The following is a 19,116-nucleotide window of genomic DNA, read 5'->3' on the forward strand; positions in this document are numbered from 1 at the left end:
GGGTCAGGCCTGAATCCCGGGTCTCCCTTCGGTCGCCCGGGATGACTGATATAGCTGCGATCAGGCCGAGGTTTGCTATTTCAGCACCGCCCGCCCTTCGATCTTGGCGTCGACGGTGCCGAGCCGGCGGACATAGACCATCACCTCATTGGCCATCAGCTTGCCGTCGGTGAGGCCGATCAGTGTCTTGCCACGGCCGAGCGCGGTGTAGCCGTCGCCGCCCTCGAGCATGAAGTTGTTCGACGCGACCGTGTACTTGCCGGCCGGGTCGATCGGCTTGTCGTCGACGGTGACGGCGGTGACGCGCGAGCCCTGCGGCTGCTTCAGATCGGCCTCGAACTTCATGCCCGAGATCACCGGGAAGCGGCCCGCGCCCTGCGGCGCGTCGCGCAGCCCGTTCTCGATCGCGTCCCTGACATCCTTGCCGGGGATCTCGACCATCACCGTCGCATTGCCGAAGGGCAGCTCGCTCAGAACATCGCGCCGCGTCAGCTTGTGGCCGGCCGGGTACTGCTTGTTGGCGCGGATGCCGCCGGCATTGGTGATGGCGAGCTGCGCGCCGGTCGCGCTCCTGATCGCATCGGCGATCAGGTTGCCGATCGCGGTCTCCTGGGTGCGGATCATGCCGGTGCGGGAATCGAGCGGGGCCGCCAGCGTCGCGATCTCGATGTCGAGCTCCTTGGAGAGCTCGGCCTCGTAACCCTTCACGATGGCGGCGACCTCGGGATCCGGCGTCGCGGCGCGGCTGTCGTTGACGCGGAAGGTCGGCGTCCACTCGACGCGGCGATTGGCGCCCTCGCCGCTCGCCTTGGCGGCGATGTCGATGGCGGTGACGTAATTGCCCTCCTCGTTCGACTCGACCATCACCACCTTGCCGTCATAGGCGATGGCGAGATCGTGGTCGTGGCCGGTCAGCAGGATGTCGACGACGCGCGAGCGCACGATCTGGAGATCGGTGGCGCGGTCGGCATGGACGACGCCGACCAGGATGTCGGCGCCCTGCGCCTTCAGCGCCCGCGCCTCGCGCCGCAGCGCCTCCATGGTCGAGGAGAATTTCAGGTCACCGGGATTGGAGAGCTGCGGCGTCGGGTCATAGGTCGTGCCGATGACGCCGACCTTGAAGCCACCGAGCTCGAAGATCTGCGAATCCTTGTGCCCGGGCAGCGGGTTGCCGGCCGCGTCGCGCAGGTTCGCCGCGAAGGTCGGATAGCTCTGGGCAGCGGCGAGCTTGAGATAGTTGTCCTTGCCGAAGTCGAATTCGTGATTGCCGGGCACGAAGACGTCGAGCCCCATCTTGTTCTGCATCGCGACGATATGGGCGCCCTGGTCGAAGCCCGACATCAGCGAGGGCGAATAGCAATCGCCGGCATGGCAGAACAGCACCGGCACGCCGCGCGCCCGTTCCGCCTTGGCGATGCCCGAAGCCCGGGCGAAGCCGCCTTTGCCCTTGTCGTCGCTCATCTTGTAGATGTCGTTGACGAGCAGCAGCGTGAAGCTCGGAGCGGGTGCCTGCGCCTTCGCCACCGGGGCGGTCGCCGCCATGGCTGCTGGGGCGGCGAGCACGCTCAGCGCGCGGCGACGGGTCATCTTGGTCATAGGCCAACCCCTCCGGATTTGATTTTTTCCAGACTAGCAAGAGCCGCGCCGAGTTGGCGAGATGCCGGACGCGGCAAAGGCGTGTTCACCGCAAAAACAGCTTCCGCATTGTCGCACCCCGCTGGCGAAACGCCTCTGCCGACTGGACGAAAGCCGGAACTCGTCTAAATCACAGGCCATGGAAAAGCGCATCGACACGAACGCCGAAGCCGGCTTGCCCGCGGCGCCCGCCATCGCCAAGCCGGCCGACCATCCGCGTGTCCGCTCCGGCCGGATCGGCGTGCTGCTGATGAATCTCGGCACGCCGGAAGGCACCAGCTACTGGCCGATGCGCGCCTACCTCAAGGAGTTCCTCTCCGATCGCCGGGTGATCGAGGAGCCGCGCTGGAAATGGTGGCCGGTCCTCAACCTGATCATCCTTTCGACGCGGCCCGGCCGGAAGGGCAAGGACTACGCGACGATCTGGAACAAGGAGCGCGACGAGGGCCCGCTCAAGACGATCACCCGCTCGCAGACCGCGCAGCTGGCGCAGCGTCTGAACGCCTTTGCCGGCGAGCGGATCGTTTTCGACTGGGCGATGCGCTACGGCTTTCCCGATGTGAAGAGCCGGATCCAGCATCTCCAGAACGAGGGCTGCGACCGCATCCTGTTCGTGCCGCTCTATCCGCAATACGCCGCCCCGACGACGGCGACCGCCTGCGACCACGCCTTCCGGGCCCTGATGGAGATGCGCTGGCAGCCGGCGGTCCGCACCGTGCCGGCCTACCATGACGATCCCGCCTATATCGGGGCGCTCGCGACCTCGATGCGGGCCTCGCTCGCCAAGCTCGATTTCGAGCCGCAGATCATTCTCTGCTCCTTCCACGGCATGCCGAAGGAGAACCTGCTCAAGGGCGACCCCTATTACTGCCAGTGCGCCAAGACCTGGCGCCTGCTGCGCGACGCGCTCGGGCTTCCGGAAGAGCGCTTCCGCATGACCTTCCAGTCGCGCTTCGGGCCCGATGAATGGCTGCAGCCCTATACCGACGAGACGGTGAAGGCGCTGGCGCAGGGCGGCGCCAAGTCTCTCGCCATCGTCGCGCCCGGTTTCTCGGCCGACTGCCTGGAGACCCTCGAAGAACTCGACGGCGAGAACCGCGAGATCTTCCTGCACAATGGCGGCGAGAAATTCGCCTATCTGCCCTGCCTCAACGATTCCGCCGAGGGCATCGACGTGATCGAGGCGCTGGTTCGCCGCGAACTGATGGGCTGGGTGTGAGGCTTGCCCGTCATGCCCGGGCTTGACCCGGGCATCTCAGGACGAGAAGGCGCCCTCGCGTTTCCGAGCTTCTCGGGTCTGCGCGGACTTTATCCTTGGGCCGGTCAGAGGTCGGACCCGAGGGCTGCGCCCGAGAATGCCGCTGCCGCTACCCCACCACGAAGCGCGTCACGCTCTCGACCACCGGCTTCGCCTGCAGGATGCGGCGGTGGCCGAGCCCGCCTGTCTCCTCAAGCGTCACGAAGGGTCCTGCCGCCGCCAGCGCCTCGGCATGGTGGAAATCGAGTTCGCGATCCTGCCGGTCATGGATCACCAGCGTCGGCAGGCTGATCGCAGCCAGCTGCTCGCGGCCCTCGAAGACCTCGATCGGATTGCCGGCGACGCTGTGGATGCGCTTCTCCAGCGCTGCCTGGCCGCGCCGGCCGAGCCCGATCGTCGCACCGAAATTGCGCGTGATCATCGCAATGGAGGACGGCGCCGCGATCAGCGCGAGCCGGCGCGCCTCGACCGATGGCTGGCCCGGCACGCTGCCGGCGAGGGCTGCGAGCGCGATCGCCCCACCGAAGGAATGCGTCACGACCGCATGGACGGGGGCGAACACCCGGGCGACCGCGGCAAGCGCGGCGACGCCGAGCGGGATGTTGAGCTCCGCCCCGGTCGAGGCGCCATGCGCCGGCATGTCGAAGGCGACGACGCGGAACCCCTGCGCCAGCAGGGGTGCGACGAAGGCGGTCATGAACGCCGCCTCGCTGTTCCAGCCATGCAGCAGGATCACCGTCGGCGCCGGGCCATCGCCATCTTGCAAGCGGGGCTCCGGTTCGAACAGATAGGTGCTGACCGTCCCGCACGGGTAGGATACCGCCTGCCTGATCGCCGGCGCGAGCCGGGCGCGGGCGGCGATGATCGCCTTGCCGGTCCGGCTCTGCGGGCCCGGCAGGCGCGGTGGCGTGCAGAAGAGCTTGAAAGCGGCGCGCCCTGCGGTACGCGGGGCGATGAAGCTGCCGATGCGGACGAGAGGACGAATGACGCTGAGGGCTGCGCTGGGCATGATCGGGAACCCTGTTTGTTCAGTCTTGAACGAGTATGTTCAGCCATGAACAAAAAGCAAGAGGCGATTTCCGCACCGGCAGGTGAGCCGCCGGGAGAGCCTGGACGCGCCGGCGGCACCGGGCTGCCCTGGGATCTGCCGCGCTTCAAGAACTGGCTCGCCGTCGCTCGCATGCACCAGCTCTGGAAGAAGGTGTTCTCGGAGGCGCTGGCGCCGCTCGGCATCCAGCTCGCCCATTACGACGTGCTCGCCAATGTCTTCCGCACGCCGGGGCTGACCCAGCAGGCGCTGGCCGAGAAGCTGCTCGTCGGGCGCAGTGCCATGAGCATGCTGCTGCCGGAGCTGGAGCGTCGTAACCTGATCGAACGCCGCAATGACGAGGCCGACAAGCGCGTCCGCCGGCTCTGGCTGACGCCGGAGGGCGAGGCGCTCACCCGCAAGGCTCTGGCAATCCATACCGCCAGGATCGAAGTGATGATGGGCGTCCTCAGCGACGAGGAATGCAACGCCATCGGTGAAACGATGTGGCGCGTCGTCAAGGCGCTGGAAGGCTGATCCCGGCGCGAGCTTGCATCAAAGCTTCGCAATCATCAGCTTGATGGCCGCAGACTGGATGGGAGACTGGTTTCATGGGTCCGTACGGGTTCGATATCGTCGTCGTCGCGCTGGTGGCGCTGGTCATCCTGACGATCGCGCTCGGCGTGCGCACGGTCCCGCAGGGCTACAACTACACCGTCGAGCGCTTCGGCCGTTATTCACGCACGCTCGGCGCCGGGCTCGGCCTGATCGTGCCCTATATCGACCGGGTCGGCCACAAGGTGAATGTCATGGAGCAGGTGCTCGACATTCCCAGCCAGGAGGCGATCACCAAGGACAATGCCGGCGTGCGCATCGACGCTGCGGCCTTCTTCCAGGTGCTCGACGCCGCCAAGGCCCGCTACGAGGTCGCGAGCCTCGACGATGCACTGATGGTCCTGACCATGACCAATATCCGCACCGTCGTCGGCTCGATGGATCTCGACCAGCTGCTCTCGCATCGCGACGAGATCAATGAGCGGCTGCTGCGCGTCATGGACGCCGCCGCCTCGCCCTGGGGCGTCAAGGTCACCCGCATCGAGATCCGCGACATCCTGCCGCCGGCCGACATCGCGGGGGCGATGAACCGCCAGATGAAGGCCGAGCGCGAGAAGCGCGCCGCCGTGCTCGAGGCCGAAGGCCTGCGCCAGGCCGAGATCCTCAAGGCCGAGGGCCAGAAGCAGTCGCAGATCCTCGCCGCCGAGGGCCGCAAGGAGGCGGCGCTGCGCGATGCCGAAGCGCGCGAGCGTCTCGCCCAGGCCGAAGCGAACGCCACCGCCATGGTCAGCGAGGCGATCAGCCGCGGCGACATCCAGGCCGCCAATTTCCTGATCGCCGAGCGCTACACCGACGCGCTCAAGGCGATGGCCAGCGCCAGCAACAGCAAGCTGGTGATCGTTCCCGTCGAAGCCGCCGCGCTCGCCGGCACGGTTGGCGGCATCGCCCAGCTGACCAAGGCGGTTTTCGGCGAGGAGGCGATCGAGAGCCGCCGCGCCGGTTCGGTTCCGGCCGCCGGCCGCAGCCCCGGAGCCTGACATGCTCGACTGGTTCGCCTCCTTCGGCGGCTGGGCCTGGATCGTGCTCGGCCTCGTCCTGATCGGCGGCGAGACGCTCGCGCCCGGCGTCTTCCTGCTCTGGCTCGGCCTCGCGGCGCTGCTCACCGGCGCCGTCGTCGGGCTCACCGGCATCGCCTGGCAGGGCGCCTGGCTCGTCTTCGCCGCCTTCGCCGTCGCCAGCGTCCTGGTCGGCCGCATCGCGACAAGGCGCAAGGCGGAGGAGCCCGATGCCGCCCACGGCCTGAACGATCGCGGCCGGCAACTGATCGGCCGGGTCTTCAAGCTTGAGGCGACCATGACCGGCGGCGAGGGCCGCATCCGCGTCGGCGATTCCTCCTGGCGCGTTACCGGCCCAGAGCTGCTCGCCGGCTCCGAGGTGCGGGTCGTCCGGGTGGAGGGCGCGACGCTGATCGTCGAGAAGGCTTGAATCGTCGCGCTCCGGCCGCTTGCGCCGAATGCGACGCAGAGGCTTAACCCGCCATTGAGGCTTGCGCGTCCCGACCATGGACCACCGCAGCCGGCGCTGTCATGACGGGGCTTACGCTACGAGCCTGCGGGCGCGCAGCGAGTCGGAGGGAGCCACCATGAGCATCCCGCACGGGCCCATCGATCTACTGCTAGCCGCCGCTCTGTCCCTGCTGATCGCAGCCCTGGCCTTCGGCGCCGCCTTCGCCTGATCCGAGCCCGATTCAGGTGCGATTCATCCTGAATCGACCGTTCACCATCTCGCTGAACCGGTGATTCACTGGCGCCTTCTTCAAATCGCCCGCGAGGCGGCACTGGCCGCGTAGGAGGCGAAAGACATGACCCGCCGACACGGGCCGATCGATCTCATTCTCGCGGCAGGGTTCGCGCTGCTGCTGATGCTGCTCGCGCTGCGCCCGGTACAGGCCCGCGAAGTCGTCGAGTTTCCCGATCTTCGCTACCAGCCGGGCACGATCGTCATCCGCACCGCCGAGCGGAAGCTCTATTTCATCGCCGCCCCCGGCCAGGCGCTGCGTTACACCATCGCCGTCGGCAAGGCCGGCAAGCAATGGCGTGGCGTCAAATACATCGAGGAGCTCGCGGTCGAACCGTCATGGAGCCCGCCGGCCTCGGTCAAGCGCGACAACCCCTCGATTCCCGACATCATCCCGAGCGGCGCCCCCAACAATCCGATGGGTGCCCGCGTCATCGGCCTCGGGCCCGGCGGCGAATACGCCATCCATGGCACCAATAATCCGCGCTCGGTCGGCACGGCGGCATCCTATGGCTGCTTCCGCATGCACAACCGGGATGTAATCGATCTCTACGCCCGGGTCCGGATGGGCGCCCCGGTCGTGGTCATGCCCTGAGACAGCCGGCTTTACGGCGGGAATCGCGTCCCTGCCGTAAAGTCGCATTGCATTCGCTTGCCCTCTCGCCTGCGGGAAGAAAGCCGGATATCGTTCGCCGCGCGCGACGCCAGTCTTGCTCAACTTCGAACCGCAGAGTCTCAGAGGGGCTACCGATGGATCATCTCGCAGACGTCAAGAAGTTCGCCAAAAAGGCCGTCAATGAAGCGGCTTTCGCCGGCATGTCCAAATCCTACGCACTGGTCATGAGCAAGCCCGATACGCGCTACGTCGCCTGTTCCGACCCGGCCGAGCTGGAGCGCGTCCGCGAGAACTTCCTGAAGAAGAAGCTCGGCCTGAACGGCGGCGATCTCGACGCCTCGATCAAGGCGATCTGCGAGCACATGAAGGCCGACAAGACCAAGTCGCGCCTGACCTTCTACTATCTGCTGGCCGAGCATTATGGAAAGCTCGATGCCTTCGTGAAGAAGTAGAGATCAATCCGGCGGCTTTGGCCGCAAGGCGCTTCCCGAAAGGGAGGCGCCTTTTTTATTGCCCGCCGCCAGCCGTTTTCTATCCCCGCCAGCGAAACCGCAGCTGAGCCGGACAAGCCGGCCTCATGGACGCACCGCCGCGTCGGGGGATTTCGCCATGTTCTCGCTTTCCCGCTCCGCCATCGCCAGCAACACTCCGGCCCTTCTCGCCGGTCTCGAAGCCGCGCTCGTCGCCGTCATCGTCTTCGGCGCCGGACTCGCGTTCGCCGTCACCATCGGCTTCTTCTGAGAGGTGCCGCCATGCCGGCCCCGCAAATCTCCGTCGCCTCCCTGCCGGTCAGCCCGCATTTCGAGGTCGGCCGTGATCGCGAGGGCTTCTGGATCGCCGTCGAGACGCATGGGCGCGGCGGCGGCTACTTCGCCAGCCTCGATGCCGCCCTGCATTATGCCCGCTTCACCACCGGCCGCGAGCCGGGCGGGGTGACGCTGGCGACCCGCCCGCTCGAACTCCTGCCACCGCGCCTCTCCTGACGCCGCCCGCTCAGCGATAGAGGTCCTCGCGCGTCAGCGGCAGGCCAGACGGCCCCTTGCGGCGCTTCGAAACCAGCGTCTGGTTGATCAGCGCCCCGCCGCGCTCGAAGGCGAGCGAGCAGCCGGCGAGATAGAGCAGCCACATCCGCGTGCGCTCCGCCCCGATCTCGGCCTCCGCCTCCGCCTTGCGCGCGTTCAGTCGCTCCCACCACAACCGGGTCGTGCGCTGGTAGTGCTCGCGCCAGCCCTCGACATCGTGCACCTCGAAGCCGTAGCGCTCGAGATTGGCGATCGACATGCCGAGATGATCGAGCTCGCCGCCCGGGAAGATGTAGCGCACCAGGGCGCGATACTCGGGCGGCATCTTGTTGAAGGCCTTCTCGGTCTTCTTCGCACGGCGCGAGATCGTGTGGTGCAGATAAAGCCCGCGCGGCCGCAGCAGCCGGTTCACCGCCTGGAAATAGGTCTGGTGGTTGCGGATGCCGACCTGCTCGAACATGCCGATCGAGGAGATCTTGTCGAAGACGCCCTCCATCTGGGTGAAGTCCTTGAGATGCAGCGTCACCCGGTCCTGCAGCCCGAGCCGCTCGACCTTCTCGCGCGCGAACTTCAGCTGCTCCTCTGCCAGCGTCACGCCATGCGCCTCGACACCGTAATGCTGGGCGGCATGGCAGATCAGCGCGCCCCAGCCGCAGCCGATGTCGAGCAGCTTGTCGCCCGGTTTCAGGCGCAGCTTGCGGCAGATCATGTCGAGCTTGTCGCGCTGGGCCCGGCCGATATCGCCGTGCTCCTCGGTGAAGTAGGCGCAGGTGTAGACCATCTCCTCGTCGAGGAAGAGCCGGTAGAATTCGTTCGAGACGTCGTAGTGATAGGCGACATTGGCCTTGTTGGTCGCCGGATCGCCATCGCGCGCGATCTCGTCGCCCTTGCGATGCGCGACAGCCGCCGGGGCCGAGCCCGGCGCGAAGATGAAGCGGCGCACCACGTCGAACACCGCCGATTTCGGGATGCCCCGCGCCAGCCTGCCGACCTTGCCCTCCGGCCGCGCCGCGGCGAGGTCGAAGATCGAACCGTTCTCGATCGCTATCCGGTCGGAGATGTGGAGATTGAGCAGCGTGTCGAGCTTCGGCTTGCGCAGCAGTGCCGAGACGGCGCCGCCATCGCGGATCGCGATCGCCAGGCCGTCCTGCGGCCAGTCGGCGGGAACCCGCGAGCCATCCCACAGGGAAAAGCCGAGCTTCAGCCCGAGTTTCGCATGCGCCTCGGCCAGAAGTCGCCGGAGTGACTCGATGCGTTGTACGTCGCCGCCCATGCCGATAATCCGCCCCGTTTACCTTACGGCCTTTAGGCCGCAGGACGCTTCTCATTGCAACCGCGTTTGCGCTTGTGGCCGGCAGCGCAGGGCTATGCACCTCATGCAATGTCGCCATGCATGACCGCAACGGCATCACCAAATCTGCACAATCATTAACCGGCGCTGTTCCAGAACGATCCGGGCGCTTCTGCGCCGATTGATTCTGGAGCCCATGATGTCGTCAGCGGACCATCTCAGCCGTCGTCTTGATTTCCTGAAGTTCGACGCCGAGACGCGTGCGCACATGGCCAATGTCCAGGATGTCGTCCGTGCGGCGCTGCCCGAGGCGCTGGACGCCTTCTACGGTCAGGTCGCCCGCTTCCCGGAGACCAACGCCTTCTTCAGGTCGCCCGGCCATATGGACAAGGCCAAGAGCCGGCAGCTCGACCATTGGCAGGCCATCGCCAGCGGCCAGCCGGACCAGGATTACGTCCGCTCCGTCACCACCATCGGCGAAGTCCATGCCCGGATCGGACTGGAGCCGCGCTGGTATATCGGCGGCTACGCCCTGCTGCTGGAGCAGATCATCGGCAAGGTCCTCGAGGAGCGTTGGCCGAAGAGCCGTTTCGGCGGCAAGCTGCCGGGCGCAGCCGAGCGCAGCGCCGAGATCGGCGCGATCGTCAAGGCGGCCATGCTCGACATGGACTACGCCATCACCGTCTATGTCGAGGCTTCCGAGACCGCCCGGCTGAAGGCCGAGGCCGAAGCCCGCGCCCAGGAGGAGATCAAGGCCCGCCAGCGCGACAAGGCGATCAGCTATGTCAGCGCCGCCATGGCAGCCCTCGCGCAAGGCGATCTCAGCCACCGCGTGCCCGACGACATGCCGGAGGAATACGCCAGCATCGGCGAGCACTTCGACCACGCCATGACCCGGCTGGGCGAGATGGTCGCCACGATCAAGACGAGCTCGGCTGCGATCGCCGCGTCGTCGCAGGAGATCAATTCGGGCGCCGACGATCTCTCCTCGCGCACCGAGCAGCAGGCTGCGGCGCTGCAGCAGACCGCCGCGACCACCGAGCAACTCACCGCCTCGGTCAAGAGCTCGGCCCAGTCCTCGCGCGATTCGCTCGTCCTCGCCGACAATGCATCGGCCGTCGCCCGTACCGGCGGCGAGATCGTCAAGGATGCGATCCAGGCGATGGTCCGCATCGAGGAAGCCTCGAAGAAGATCTCCGAGATTACCGGCGTGATCGACGGCATCGCCTTCCAGACCAATCTCCTCGCCCTCAACGCGGCGGTCGAGGCCGCCCGCGCCGGCGATGCCGGCCGCGGCTTCGCCGTGGTCGCCGCCGAGGTCAGGGCGCTGGCGCAGCGCTCGGCCGGCGCGGCCAAGGACATCACCAGCCTGATCGGCTCCTCCGATGCCGAGGTCGTCGAAGGCGTTCGCCTGGTCCGACAGGCCGGCGAGACGCTGGAGAAGATCGTCGATGCCTCGACGCAGGTCTCGGCCACGGTCAACGACATCGCCGCCGCCACCGGCGAGCAGGCCAACGGCATCGACGAGATGGCCCGTACCGTCAGCCATATGGACGAGATGACCCAGAGCAACGCCGCCCTGGCGGAGCAGAGCGCGGCTTCGGCCCGGACCCTGCTCGATCAGATCGAGCGGCTGAACCAGCTGATGAGCGCTTTCCGGACGACGAGCCGCGATGCCGCCGCGCCGGCGCAAGCCCCGAGCCGCCGCGCCGCCTGAAGGCGGCCGCAGGGCTTCGCCGCGACCTCAGAAGTCGCTGGCGATGCCCTTCACTTCCCAGTCGTCATAACGCACCGGCTCGAGCCCGCCGCGACCGGCGATCTCCTTGTCGCGTCCGAGCGCCGCCGCCTTGGCGTCGACGGCGGCGCGCCGCGCCTGGGCCTCGGCGAGCGCGCGCTGCGCCGCCGGCGTCAGTTCCCTGGCCGCAGGCTCGCCGGAAGGCTCGCTCTTTTCCGCATTCGCGCCCATACTGGCCTCGATCTCTTGCAGGATCCGCATCGTCTTCACCACATAGGGATGAATTCGGCGCCAGGCGAGGGCGCCGTGGCGCGAATGCTCGAGCAAGCGAGAGGTGATCGATGAACTATGTCCGTACCGGCATGCTGATGGCAGCGCTGACCGCCCTGTTCGGCGCCGTCGGCTATCTGCTGGCGGGCGCCGGCGGCATGCTGATCGCACTCGGCATCGCGGTCGCGACCAATCTGTTCAGCTACTGGAATTCAGACAAGCTGGCGCTGGCCGCCCACAATGCCGAAGAGGTCGACGAACGCGCAGCGCCGGAGCTTTACGGGATGGTGCGCGACCTCGCGGCGCGGGCGAACATGCCGATGCCGCGCGTCTATATCATCCACGAAGACCAGCCCAACGCCTTCGCCACCGGTCGCAATCCGCAGAACGCCGCCGTCGCCGCGACCACCGGCATCCTGCGCACGCTCAGCTATGACGAGCTCGCCGGCGTGATGGCGCACGAGCTGGCGCACATCAAGAATCACGACACGCTGACCATGACGATCACCGCGACCATGGCCGGCGCGATCTCGACCATCGCCAGTTTCGGCATGTTCTTCGGCTCGCGTGACCAGCGTCCGAACATCATCGTCCAGCTTCTGGTGACGCTTCTTGCGCCGCTGGCGGCAACGATCATCCAGATGGCGATCTCGCGTTCGCGCGAATACGAGGCCGACCGGATCGGCGGCGAGATCTGCGGCAATCCGGCGGCGCTCGCCGATGCGCTCGCCAAGATCGCCGGCGGTGTCGCCCACATCCCGAACGAGACGGCGGAACAGAAGCCTGCTACGGCGCACATGTTCATCATCAACCCGCTGAGTGGACGCGGCATGGATTCTCTGTTCTCGACCCACCCCGACACCGGCAATCGCATCGCCGCACTGATGGAGCAGGCGCGCGCCATGGGCGTCCCCGGCCAGGCCGGCGGCTTCCTGCGTGGTGCCGCCCAAAATCCTTTCGCAGGTGGCCGCGAACCCGGGCCCTGGGGCTGAGATGGCGCGCCCCGAAACCGCCGCCCCCCCGCCGGAGGCAAAGCCGCTCGACGATGCACCCGGGCTCGCCGCGCGCCGGCTGGCAGCCGAACTGATCGACGAGGTCCTGCGCGCCGGAACCGCGCTCGACGAGACCTATGAGCGCTTGGCTGCGGCGGCACAGCTGGAGCCCGCCGATGCCGGCCTCGCCCGCGCCATCGCCACCGTCGCCTTCCGCCGGCTCGGCTCGATCCGCCACGCCATCGATGCAAGGCTCGAGCGCGGCAGCCCGCGCAATTCCGGCCCGTTCGAGCCGATCATGGTCGCGGCCGCGGCGCAGCTGCTCTTCCTCGACGTGCCCGACCATGCTGCCGTCGACCTCGCCATCCGCCATCTGCACGAGGATGCGCGTTCATCGCGCTATGTCTCGCTCGGCAATGCCGTGCTGCGCCGGCTGGCCCGTGAGCGCGACGCGATCCTCGCCGCGCTCGACCCGCTGATCGATGCGCCTGAATGGCTGGGCGAGCGCTGGATCCGCCATTATGGCGCCGAGACCGCCGCCGCCATCGCGCTCGCCCATGCGCAGGAGCCGCCGCTCGACCTTACCGTCAAGGCCGATGCCGCCGGTTGGGCCGAGAAGCTCGACGGCATCGTGCTGCCGACAGGCTCGGTACGCCTGCGCGGCCGCGAGGGACTCACCACCCTGCCCGGCTTCGCCGAGGGCGAATGGTGGGTCCAGGACGCCGCCGCAGCGCTGCCGGCGCTGCTGCTGGGCGCCAGGCCCGGTGAGCGCATCGCCGACCTCTGCGCCGCTCCCGGCGGCAAGACGGCGCAGCTGGTCGCGGCAGGCGCCGAGGTGACCGCCGTCGACCGCTCCGGACCGCGCCTGCGCCGGCTCGCCGCCAATCTTGAACGTCTCGGCCAGAAGGCTGAAATCGTCACCGCCGATGCCGCCCGTTACGAGGCCGAGCCCTTCGATGGCGTGCTGCTCGATGCCCCCTGCAGCGCCACCGGCACGATCCGCCGCCATCCCGACGTCGCCTGGACCAAGCGTCCCGAGGACATCGCCAAGCTGACCGCCCTGCAGGCGCGCCTGCTCGACCAGGCGGCGAAGCTGACCCGCCCCGGCGGCCGGCTGGTCTACTGCACCTGCTCGCTCGAGCCGCAGGAGGACGAGGCGCAGATCGCAGCCTTCCTGGAGCGCCAGCCGGGCTTCGCCCGAAAGCCGATCGAGCCTGCGGAGATTGGCGGCATCGCTGAGGCGCTGACACCTCTGGGCGAGCTGCGGACCTTGCCCCATCAGCTTGCCGGGGAAACGCCGAGACTGTCGGGCTGGGCGGGATTTTACGCATGTCGCCTGATCAGGCTATGACTTCTGCGGATTCGCCGCATGGCTGGCGGCGGAACGGCGGGACGGACAGGGGCATTGAAGAGCTGGTCTGAGCGGGGGGGACTGGCACGCGCGGCGACCGGCCGCGCGGCTAAGCGTACCCGTGGCCAGATCGTCGGCGTCGCGCGGGCCTTCTGGCCCTTCGGGCGGCTGAAGGCGAACCGCCTGCTCTTCGCGCCGCATGATCTGCGCACCGCCGACCCGACGACGGCGAGCGACATCTATTCCGGCTATTTCGCCTTCGCCGGGCGCACCGTGAACAGCCATGGCGAATCGCCCTTCGAGATCGAGCCGCCGACCGAGGCCTGGGCCGAGGCGCTGCTCGGCTTCTCCTGGCTTCGGCACCTGCGCGCCGCCGACACAGCGATCGCCCGCGCCAATGCCCGCGCTCTGGTCGAGGAGTTCCTCGGCAACAAGCATGATCGCGGCGAGGTCGCACGCCAGCCGGCGGTGGCGGCAAGGCGGCTGATCTCCTTCCTCTCGCATTCGCCGCTGCTGCTCGAAGGCGCCGACCATGTCTTCTACGAGCGTTTCCTCCGCCATATCGGGCAGACCACGGACCGGCTGCATCTGGCGCTCGCCGGCGCGGTCGAGGGCGTCGCGCGCCTGCAATGCCTGATCGCCGTCTCCTTTGCCGCGGTCTGCCTCGACGGCCAGGAGCGCCGGCTGCGGCGTTTCGAGACCGCACTGTCGGACGAGCTCGAACGCCAGATCCTGCCCGATGGCGGTCATCTCAGCCGCAACCCGCGCATCATCATCGAATTGCTGCTCGACCTCCTGCCGCTGCGCGAGACCTTTGCGGCGCGCGGCCTCGAGCCCCCGCGCAGCATCATCATGGCGATCGATCGGATGATGCCGCATCTGCGCCTGTTCCGGCACGGCGACGGTGCGCTCGCCCTGTTCAACGGCATGGGCGCGACCCCGCCCGACCTGATGGCGACGCTGGCCGCCTATGACGACGCGCGCGGCCGGCCGATCGAGCACGCCGCCTATGCCGGCTATGACCGGCTCGCCGCCGGGCCGAGCACCGTGATCGTCGATGCCGGCCCGCCGCCGCGCGGCGCGAACTCGATCGAGGCCCATGCCGGTTGCCTCAGCTTCGAATTTTCCAGCGGCGCGCAGCGCCTCATCGTGAACTGCGGCGCCAGCCGCTATGGCGCGCCGGAATTGCGGCTCGCTGCCCGCTCGACGGCGGCGCATTCGACCGTGACCCTCGACGACCGCTCGAGCTGCGTCTTCGGGCTGGTCCTCGGCGAGCGCCGCATCACGGCCGGGCCGGCCGATGTCCGCGCCGCCCGGCAGGAGACCGAGCAGGGCGTCGAATGGGTCGGCAGCCATGACGGCTACAAGCGGGCCTTCGGCGTGGTCCACACACGCCGGCTGCTGCTCGCGCCGGGCGGCAGCCAGCTTCTCGGCGAGGACGAGATCGGCGCCTCGCCCACAATGGCGAGCCTGCCCGCCGCTGCGCGGTTCCACCTCCATCCCGGCGTCACCGCCAGCCTGATCCGCGAGGGCGAAGGCGCCTTGCTGGCCCTGCCCTCCGGCGAGGTCTGGGCCTTCGAGGCGTCCGGCCTCTCCGTCGCACTGGAGGAAAGCGTCTTCTTCGCCGCCGCCGACGGCAGGCGGCGCACCTCGCAACTGGTCATCGAATTCGACGCCGCCGCGACCCCGAAGATCATCTGGCGCATCGCCCGCTTGGGAACCGCCGCGCATCACACAGGCCTCGACCGGGAAGCCGAGATCGCGCTCGCCTTTCCGCCGATGAAACCGCCCTCCGAGGGCTGACCGTCGCCTCGGACAGGGCAAGCCTGCGCCCGTCATGCTTTGCAGCGAGGCTCTGGCATGATAGGGCGCGCGCGAAACCTTTCGCGGTGCGCCGCGCAACTTTTGGACCTTTTTCCTCATGCCGAACGAACTTCGCCGCATCGAGCGCGCGCTGCTTTCCGTCTCCGACAAGACCGGCCTGATCGAGTTCGCGCGGGCGCTCTCGCGCATGGGCATCGCCCTGGTCTCGACCGGCGGCACCGCGAAGGCGATCGCCGAAGCCGGGCTTGCCGTCACCGATGTCTCCGATCTGACCGGCTTCCCTGAGATGATGGACGGCCGCGTGAAGACGCTGCACCCGAAGGTCCATGGCGGCCTGCTCGCGATCCGCTCGCATCCCGAGCACCAAGCTTCGATGCTCGGCCACGGCATCAAGCCGATCGACCTGCTGGTCGTGAACCTCTACCCGTTCGAGGCGACCGTCGCGGCCGGCAAGCCCTATGACGACTGCATCGAGAACATCGACATCGGTGGCCCGGCGATGATCCGCGCCGCCGCCAAGAACCACCACGACGTCGCCGTCGTCGTCGAACCCGCCGACTATGCCGCCGTCCTCGCCGATCTCGAGGCTCATAAGGGCGCGACCACGCTGAGCCTGCGCCGCAAGCTCGCGCAGAAGGCCTATTCGCGCACTGCCGCTTACGATGCGGCGATCTCCAACTGGTTCGCCGGCGAGCTCGGCGACACCTCGCCGGCCTTCCGCGCGCTGGGCGGCAGCCTCGCCGAGACCATGCGCTATGGCGAGAACCCACATCAATGGGCCGCCTTCTACCGCACACCCGAGCAGCGCCCGGGCGTCGCCACGGCGCGCCAGGTCCAGGGCAAGCAGCTCTCCTACAACAACATCAACGACACCGACGCCGCCTTCGAATGCGTCGCCGAGTTCGATCCGGCCCGCACCGCCGCCTGCGTGATCGTCAAGCACGCCAATCCCTGCGGCGTCGCCGAGGGCTCCTCGCTGCTCGAAGCCTATGAGCGGGCCCTTGCCTGCGATCCCGTCTCGGCCTTCGGCGGCATCGTCGCGCTAAACCGCAAGCTCGATGCGCAGGCCGCAAAGAAGATCGTCGAGATCTTCACCGAGGTGATCATCGCCCCCGACGCGGATGAGGAGGCTATCGCGCTCGTCGCCGCCAAGAAGAACCTGCGCCTGCTCTTGACCGGCGGCCTGCCGGACGTCCGCGCCGCCGGCCTTGCCCTGCGCACCGTTGCCGGCGGCTTCCTGGCCCAGGCGCGCGACAACGCCGTCGTCGACGACATGGAGCTCAAGGTCGTGACCAGGCGCCAGCCGAGCGAAGCCGAGCTCGCCGATCTGCGCTTCGCCTTCCGCGTCGCCAAGCACGTCAAGTCGAACGCCATCGTCTACGCCAAGAACCTCGCCACGGTCGGCGTCGGCGCCGGCCAGATGAGCCGCGTCGATTCCTCGCGCATCGCCGCCTGGAAGGCCGGCGAGGCTGCCAAGGCAGCCGGCGTGCCCGAGAGCCTGGCCAAGGGCTCGGTCGTCGCCTCCGACGCCTTCTTCCCCTTTGCCGACGGCCTGCTCGCCGCGGCCGAGGCCGGCGCCACCGCGGTGATCCAGCCCGGCGGCTCGATGCGCGACGATGAGGTCATCAAGGCGGCCGACGAGGCCGGCCTGGCCATGGTCTTCACCGGCCATCGCCATTTCCGGCACTGAAACTGCGGGCAGGGGGGCAGGATGCACACCGTCAAGGTCATCGCCGGCGGCTTTGCGCTGCTCGGCCTGCTGCTCATCCTCGCACCGAGGCTGAACACCGGCGGGCGTCATCCCGTGATCTTTGCGATGCGGCTGTTCATCCCGCTCTGGTTCGTCGCCTCGGTGATCAACCTGATCGTCGGCATCAACAGCGCCGGCTACACCTTCCTGCAGGAGGCGCCGATCCTCCTCGTGGTCTTCGGCGTCCCGGCCGCGGTCGCGGCCCTGATCTGCTGGCGCTTCGACGGGAGGACGCGGTGAGTCTGGCTTCGGTACGCGCCTTTTTCGCGCAGCACGCGCCCGAGATCGAGATCCTCGAAACCGAAGGCAGCAGCGCCACGGTGACGCTGGCGGCGGAGGCCTTCGGCGTCGAGCCCGCCCGCATCGCCAAGACCCTGTCGCTGCGGCTCGGCGAGCGCGTCGTCCTGCTCGTCACCCGCGGCGATGCGCGGCTCGACAACAAGAAGACCAAGGCCGCCTTCGGTACCAAGCCGCGCATGCTCGACCTCGACGAGGTCGCCGCGATCACCGGGCATCCAGTCGGCGGGGTCTGCCCCTTCGGCTTGCTGAGCCCGCTGCAGGTCTATTGCGACGTCTCGCTCAAGGCCTTCGACGAGGTCGTGCCCGCCGCGGGCTCGACGCAGAGCGCCGTCCGCATCAGCCCCGAGCGGATGGCCGCGCTGACCCAGGCGGAATGGGTCGATGTCTGTCAGGAAGCGCCCGCACAGCGCGCCGAGCAGACCGCTGTCGAGCCGGCCTGAGGCCACTCAGCGCGCGGTGCGCGCGATCAGAGCCATCGCGGCCGCCGGATTGCGGACCTTGTCTCCGCTGATCACATAGAGGAAGACGTCGCGCGGCTTTTTCTCGGCCGGCGGCGCCACCGGATCGAGATCCGTCGGCACGCCGCCTTGCGCCCAGGCGCGGGCACGCTCGGCCCAGGCGTCGAGCTGCTTCTCGGAATAGCCCTTCGGCTCGGCCTCCTTCGTGCCCATGATCCGGGTATAAACGAAGGGCGCGGTGACGTCGGCGATCTCCGGATACTCCGAATCCCCGGAGGTGATCACCGCGACGCCGTATTCGCGGAGCAGAGCGACGAATTCAGCCGAGCGGAAGCTCGGATGACGGACCTCGACTGCATGGCGCAGGGGGATGCCGTCGACCTCCTTCGGAAGCAGCTTGAGGAAAGCCTCGAAGTCGGCGGGGTCGAAGGCCTTCGTGGCCATGAACTGCCAGTTGATCGGGCCGAGCTTTTCCTTGAGCTCGGCGATACCCGAGGTCACGAATTTCTCCACCGAAGGCCCGGCCTCTGCCAGGACGCGGCGATTGGTGCAGAAGCGCGAGCCCTTCAGCGCGAAGACGAACCCGTCCGGCGTTTCGGCCCGCCATTTGGCGAAACTTTCCGGCTTCTGCGAACCGTAATAGGTGCCGTTGACCTCGATCGAGGTCAGCTTGCTGCCGGCATATTCGAGCTCGCGCTTCTGCGCCAGCCCGTCCGGATAGAAGCTGCCGCGCCAGGGCTCGAACACCCAGCCGCCAATGCCGATGCGGATCGCGCCGCTGGATCTGCCGGGCATGCCGCTGTTCCTTTCAGGCCGAAGACGTGCTCGCGCGCAGATTGCCGCGAGGCCCGCGAAAGCAGGCGCTGCCATTATGCCTGTCTCGGCGTTCGGTGGCGCACGGTTTCCTGCATCGCTCCGACAGAAGCTGTCAGCAGCACGAACAAAAACCCCGCAGGGCGAACCTGCGGGGTTTTTGAATTTGGTTGCGGGGGCAGGATTTGAACCTACGACCTTCAGGTTATGAGCCTGACGAGCTACCGGGCTGCTCCACCCCGCGTCAAACGAGTCACGCTGCAGCCGACATGATATCGGCGACAACGTCGTAAACTTCATCATTGTTATGAGGGTATATCCTTGACAGGCCCGGCGACGACCTACTCTCCCGGGTCTTGAGACACAGTACCATCAGCGCTGAGGAGTTTAACGGCCGAGTTCGGGATGGGATCGGGTTCTGG

General features: G+C 67.8%; 20 protein-coding genes, 1 tRNA gene and 1 rRNA gene. 15 read left to right on the plus strand and 7 right to left on the minus strand.

The genetic code is table 11. The features are described 5' to 3' along the window. Nucleotides 1–75: 75 nt before the first annotated feature. Complete coding sequence (locus RKE40_RS23145; protein ID WP_316020565.1) at nt 76–1,596, minus strand: bifunctional metallophosphatase/5'-nucleotidase; 1,521 nt, start codon at nt 1,594–1,596, stop codon at nt 76–78. A 178-nt stretch (nt 1,597–1,774) separates the two neighbouring features. Between RKE40_RS23145 and hemH the strand changes: the two genes are divergently transcribed. After that, nucleotides 1,775–2,854 (plus strand): ferrochelatase, encoded by a 1,080-nt coding sequence (gene hemH, locus RKE40_RS23150; protein ID WP_316020566.1) that lies wholly within the window; start codon nt 1,775–1,777, stop codon nt 2,852–2,854. Nucleotides 2,855–3,002: 148 nt separating this feature from the next. Here the strand turns inward: hemH and RKE40_RS23155 are convergent, their stop codons facing one another. Continuing rightward, nucleotides 3,003–3,902 carry an alpha/beta fold hydrolase gene (locus tag RKE40_RS23155; RefSeq protein ID WP_316020567.1) on the minus strand — a complete coding sequence of 300 codons (900 nt, stop codon included), beginning with the start codon at nt 3,900–3,902 and terminating at the stop codon, nt 3,003–3,005. A 45-nt stretch (nt 3,903–3,947) separates the two neighbouring features. Between RKE40_RS23155 and RKE40_RS23160 the strand changes: the two genes are divergently transcribed. The 7 genes from RKE40_RS23160 to RKE40_RS23190 all read left to right on the plus strand — a co-directional run bounded on the left by RKE40_RS23160 (nt 3,948) and on the right by RKE40_RS23190 (nt 7,871). Beyond that, nucleotides 3,948–4,457 (plus strand): MarR family winged helix-turn-helix transcriptional regulator, encoded by a 510-nt coding sequence (locus RKE40_RS23160; protein ID WP_316020568.1) that lies wholly within the window; start codon nt 3,948–3,950, stop codon nt 4,455–4,457. Nucleotides 4,458–4,531: 74 nt separating this feature from the next. Continuing rightward, the gene (locus tag RKE40_RS23165) at nt 4,532–5,512 is read left to right on the plus strand and encodes an SPFH domain-containing protein (RefSeq protein ID WP_316020569.1); all 981 of its coding nucleotides are present in this window, start codon (nt 4,532–4,534) and stop codon (nt 5,510–5,512) included. A 1-nt stretch (nt 5,513) separates the two neighbouring features. Then, nucleotides 5,514–5,960 (plus strand): NfeD family protein, encoded by a 447-nt coding sequence (locus RKE40_RS23170; RefSeq protein ID WP_316020570.1) that lies wholly within the window; start codon nt 5,514–5,516, stop codon nt 5,958–5,960. A 376-nt stretch (nt 5,961–6,336) separates the two neighbouring features. After that, entirely contained in the window at nt 6,337–6,867 is a 531-nt protein-coding gene (locus RKE40_RS23175) for a L,D-transpeptidase (RefSeq protein ID WP_316020571.1), read from the plus strand. Nucleotides 6,868–7,022: 155 nt separating this feature from the next. After that, on the plus strand, nt 7,023–7,340 hold the full coding sequence (locus RKE40_RS23180) for a DUF2853 family protein (RefSeq protein ID WP_316020572.1): 318 nt from the start codon (nt 7,023–7,025) through the stop codon (nt 7,338–7,340). A gap of 157 nt (nt 7,341–7,497) precedes the next feature. Beyond that, nucleotides 7,498–7,629: a hypothetical protein gene (locus RKE40_RS23185; RefSeq protein WP_316020573.1), complete on the plus strand. Its 132-nt coding sequence runs from the start codon at nt 7,498–7,500 to the stop codon at nt 7,627–7,629. 11 nt (nt 7,630–7,640) lie between these two features. Further along, nucleotides 7,641–7,871 carry a hypothetical protein gene (locus tag RKE40_RS23190; protein WP_316020574.1) on the plus strand — a complete coding sequence of 77 codons (231 nt, stop codon included), beginning with the start codon at nt 7,641–7,643 and terminating at the stop codon, nt 7,869–7,871. Nucleotides 7,872–7,881: 10 nt separating this feature from the next. Here RKE40_RS23190 and RKE40_RS23195 read toward each other — a convergent pair whose 3' ends face one another. Continuing rightward, nucleotides 7,882–9,183 (minus strand): class I SAM-dependent methyltransferase, encoded by a 1,302-nt coding sequence (locus RKE40_RS23195; RefSeq protein WP_316020575.1) that lies wholly within the window; start codon nt 9,181–9,183, stop codon nt 7,882–7,884. Nucleotides 9,184–9,400: 217 nt separating this feature from the next. Between RKE40_RS23195 and RKE40_RS23200 the strand changes: the two genes are divergently transcribed. Next, complete coding sequence (locus RKE40_RS23200) at nt 9,401–10,918, plus strand: methyl-accepting chemotaxis protein (protein ID WP_316020576.1); 1,518 nt, start codon at nt 9,401–9,403, stop codon at nt 10,916–10,918. Between the two features lie 27 nt (nt 10,919–10,945). Here RKE40_RS23200 and RKE40_RS23205 read toward each other — a convergent pair whose 3' ends face one another. Beyond that, the gene (locus tag RKE40_RS23205; protein WP_316020586.1) at nt 10,946–11,167 is read right to left on the minus strand and encodes a DUF1674 domain-containing protein; all 222 of its coding nucleotides are present in this window, start codon (nt 11,165–11,167) and stop codon (nt 10,946–10,948) included. A 110-nt stretch (nt 11,168–11,277) separates the two neighbouring features. Here RKE40_RS23205 and htpX point away from each other — a divergent pair, with 110 nt between their 5' ends. The 6 genes from htpX to RKE40_RS23235 all read left to right on the plus strand — a co-directional run bounded on the left by htpX (nt 11,278) and on the right by RKE40_RS23235 (nt 17,863). Continuing rightward, a complete protein-coding gene (gene htpX, locus RKE40_RS23210; RefSeq protein WP_316020577.1) occupies nt 11,278–12,198 on the plus strand; it encodes a zinc metalloprotease HtpX in 921 nt (306 codons plus the stop codon). Between the two features lies 1 nt (nt 12,199). Next, a complete protein-coding gene (locus RKE40_RS23215) occupies nt 12,200–13,549 on the plus strand; it encodes an RsmB/NOP family class I SAM-dependent RNA methyltransferase (protein ID WP_316020578.1) in 1,350 nt (449 codons plus the stop codon). 54 nt (nt 13,550–13,603) lie between these two features. Next, nucleotides 13,604–15,352, plus strand: a complete 1,749-nt coding sequence (locus tag RKE40_RS23220; RefSeq protein WP_316020579.1) for a heparinase II/III family protein — start codon at nt 13,604–13,606, stop codon at nt 15,350–15,352. A 118-nt stretch (nt 15,353–15,470) separates the two neighbouring features. After that, on the plus strand, nt 15,471–17,063 hold the full coding sequence (gene purH / locus RKE40_RS23225) for a bifunctional phosphoribosylaminoimidazolecarboxamide formyltransferase/IMP cyclohydrolase (RefSeq protein ID WP_316020580.1): 1,593 nt from the start codon (nt 15,471–15,473) through the stop codon (nt 17,061–17,063). Nucleotides 17,064–17,084: 21 nt separating this feature from the next. After that, nucleotides 17,085–17,363, plus strand: coding sequence for a hypothetical protein (locus tag RKE40_RS23230; RefSeq protein WP_316020581.1), 279 nt, complete (start codon nt 17,085–17,087; stop codon nt 17,361–17,363). Then, nucleotides 17,360–17,863, plus strand: coding sequence for a YbaK/EbsC family protein (locus tag RKE40_RS23235; RefSeq protein ID WP_316020582.1), 504 nt, complete (start codon nt 17,360–17,362; stop codon nt 17,861–17,863). The genes RKE40_RS23230 and RKE40_RS23235 overlap by 4 nt, the downstream gene beginning before the upstream one ends. Nucleotides 17,864–17,869: 6 nt before the next feature. Here RKE40_RS23235 and RKE40_RS23240 read toward each other — a convergent pair whose 3' ends face one another. The 3 genes from RKE40_RS23240 to rrf form a co-directional block, all read right to left on the minus strand. Beyond that, nucleotides 17,870–18,676 carry a DUF72 domain-containing protein gene (locus RKE40_RS23240; RefSeq protein ID WP_316020583.1) on the minus strand — a complete coding sequence of 269 codons (807 nt, stop codon included), beginning with the start codon at nt 18,674–18,676 and terminating at the stop codon, nt 17,870–17,872. A gap of 185 nt (nt 18,677–18,861) precedes the next feature. Further along, nucleotides 18,862–18,938, minus strand: a tRNA-Met gene (locus RKE40_RS23245). 84 nt (nt 18,939–19,022) lie between these two features. Further along, nucleotides 19,023–19,116, minus strand: a 5S ribosomal RNA gene (gene rrf / locus RKE40_RS23250); the annotation flags it as partial.

It is taken from the genome of Allobosea rubneri (genome assembly GCF_032464875.1).
In the GTDB taxonomy this organism is placed as follows: domain Bacteria; phylum Pseudomonadota; class Alphaproteobacteria; order Rhizobiales; family Beijerinckiaceae; genus Allobosea; species Allobosea rubneri.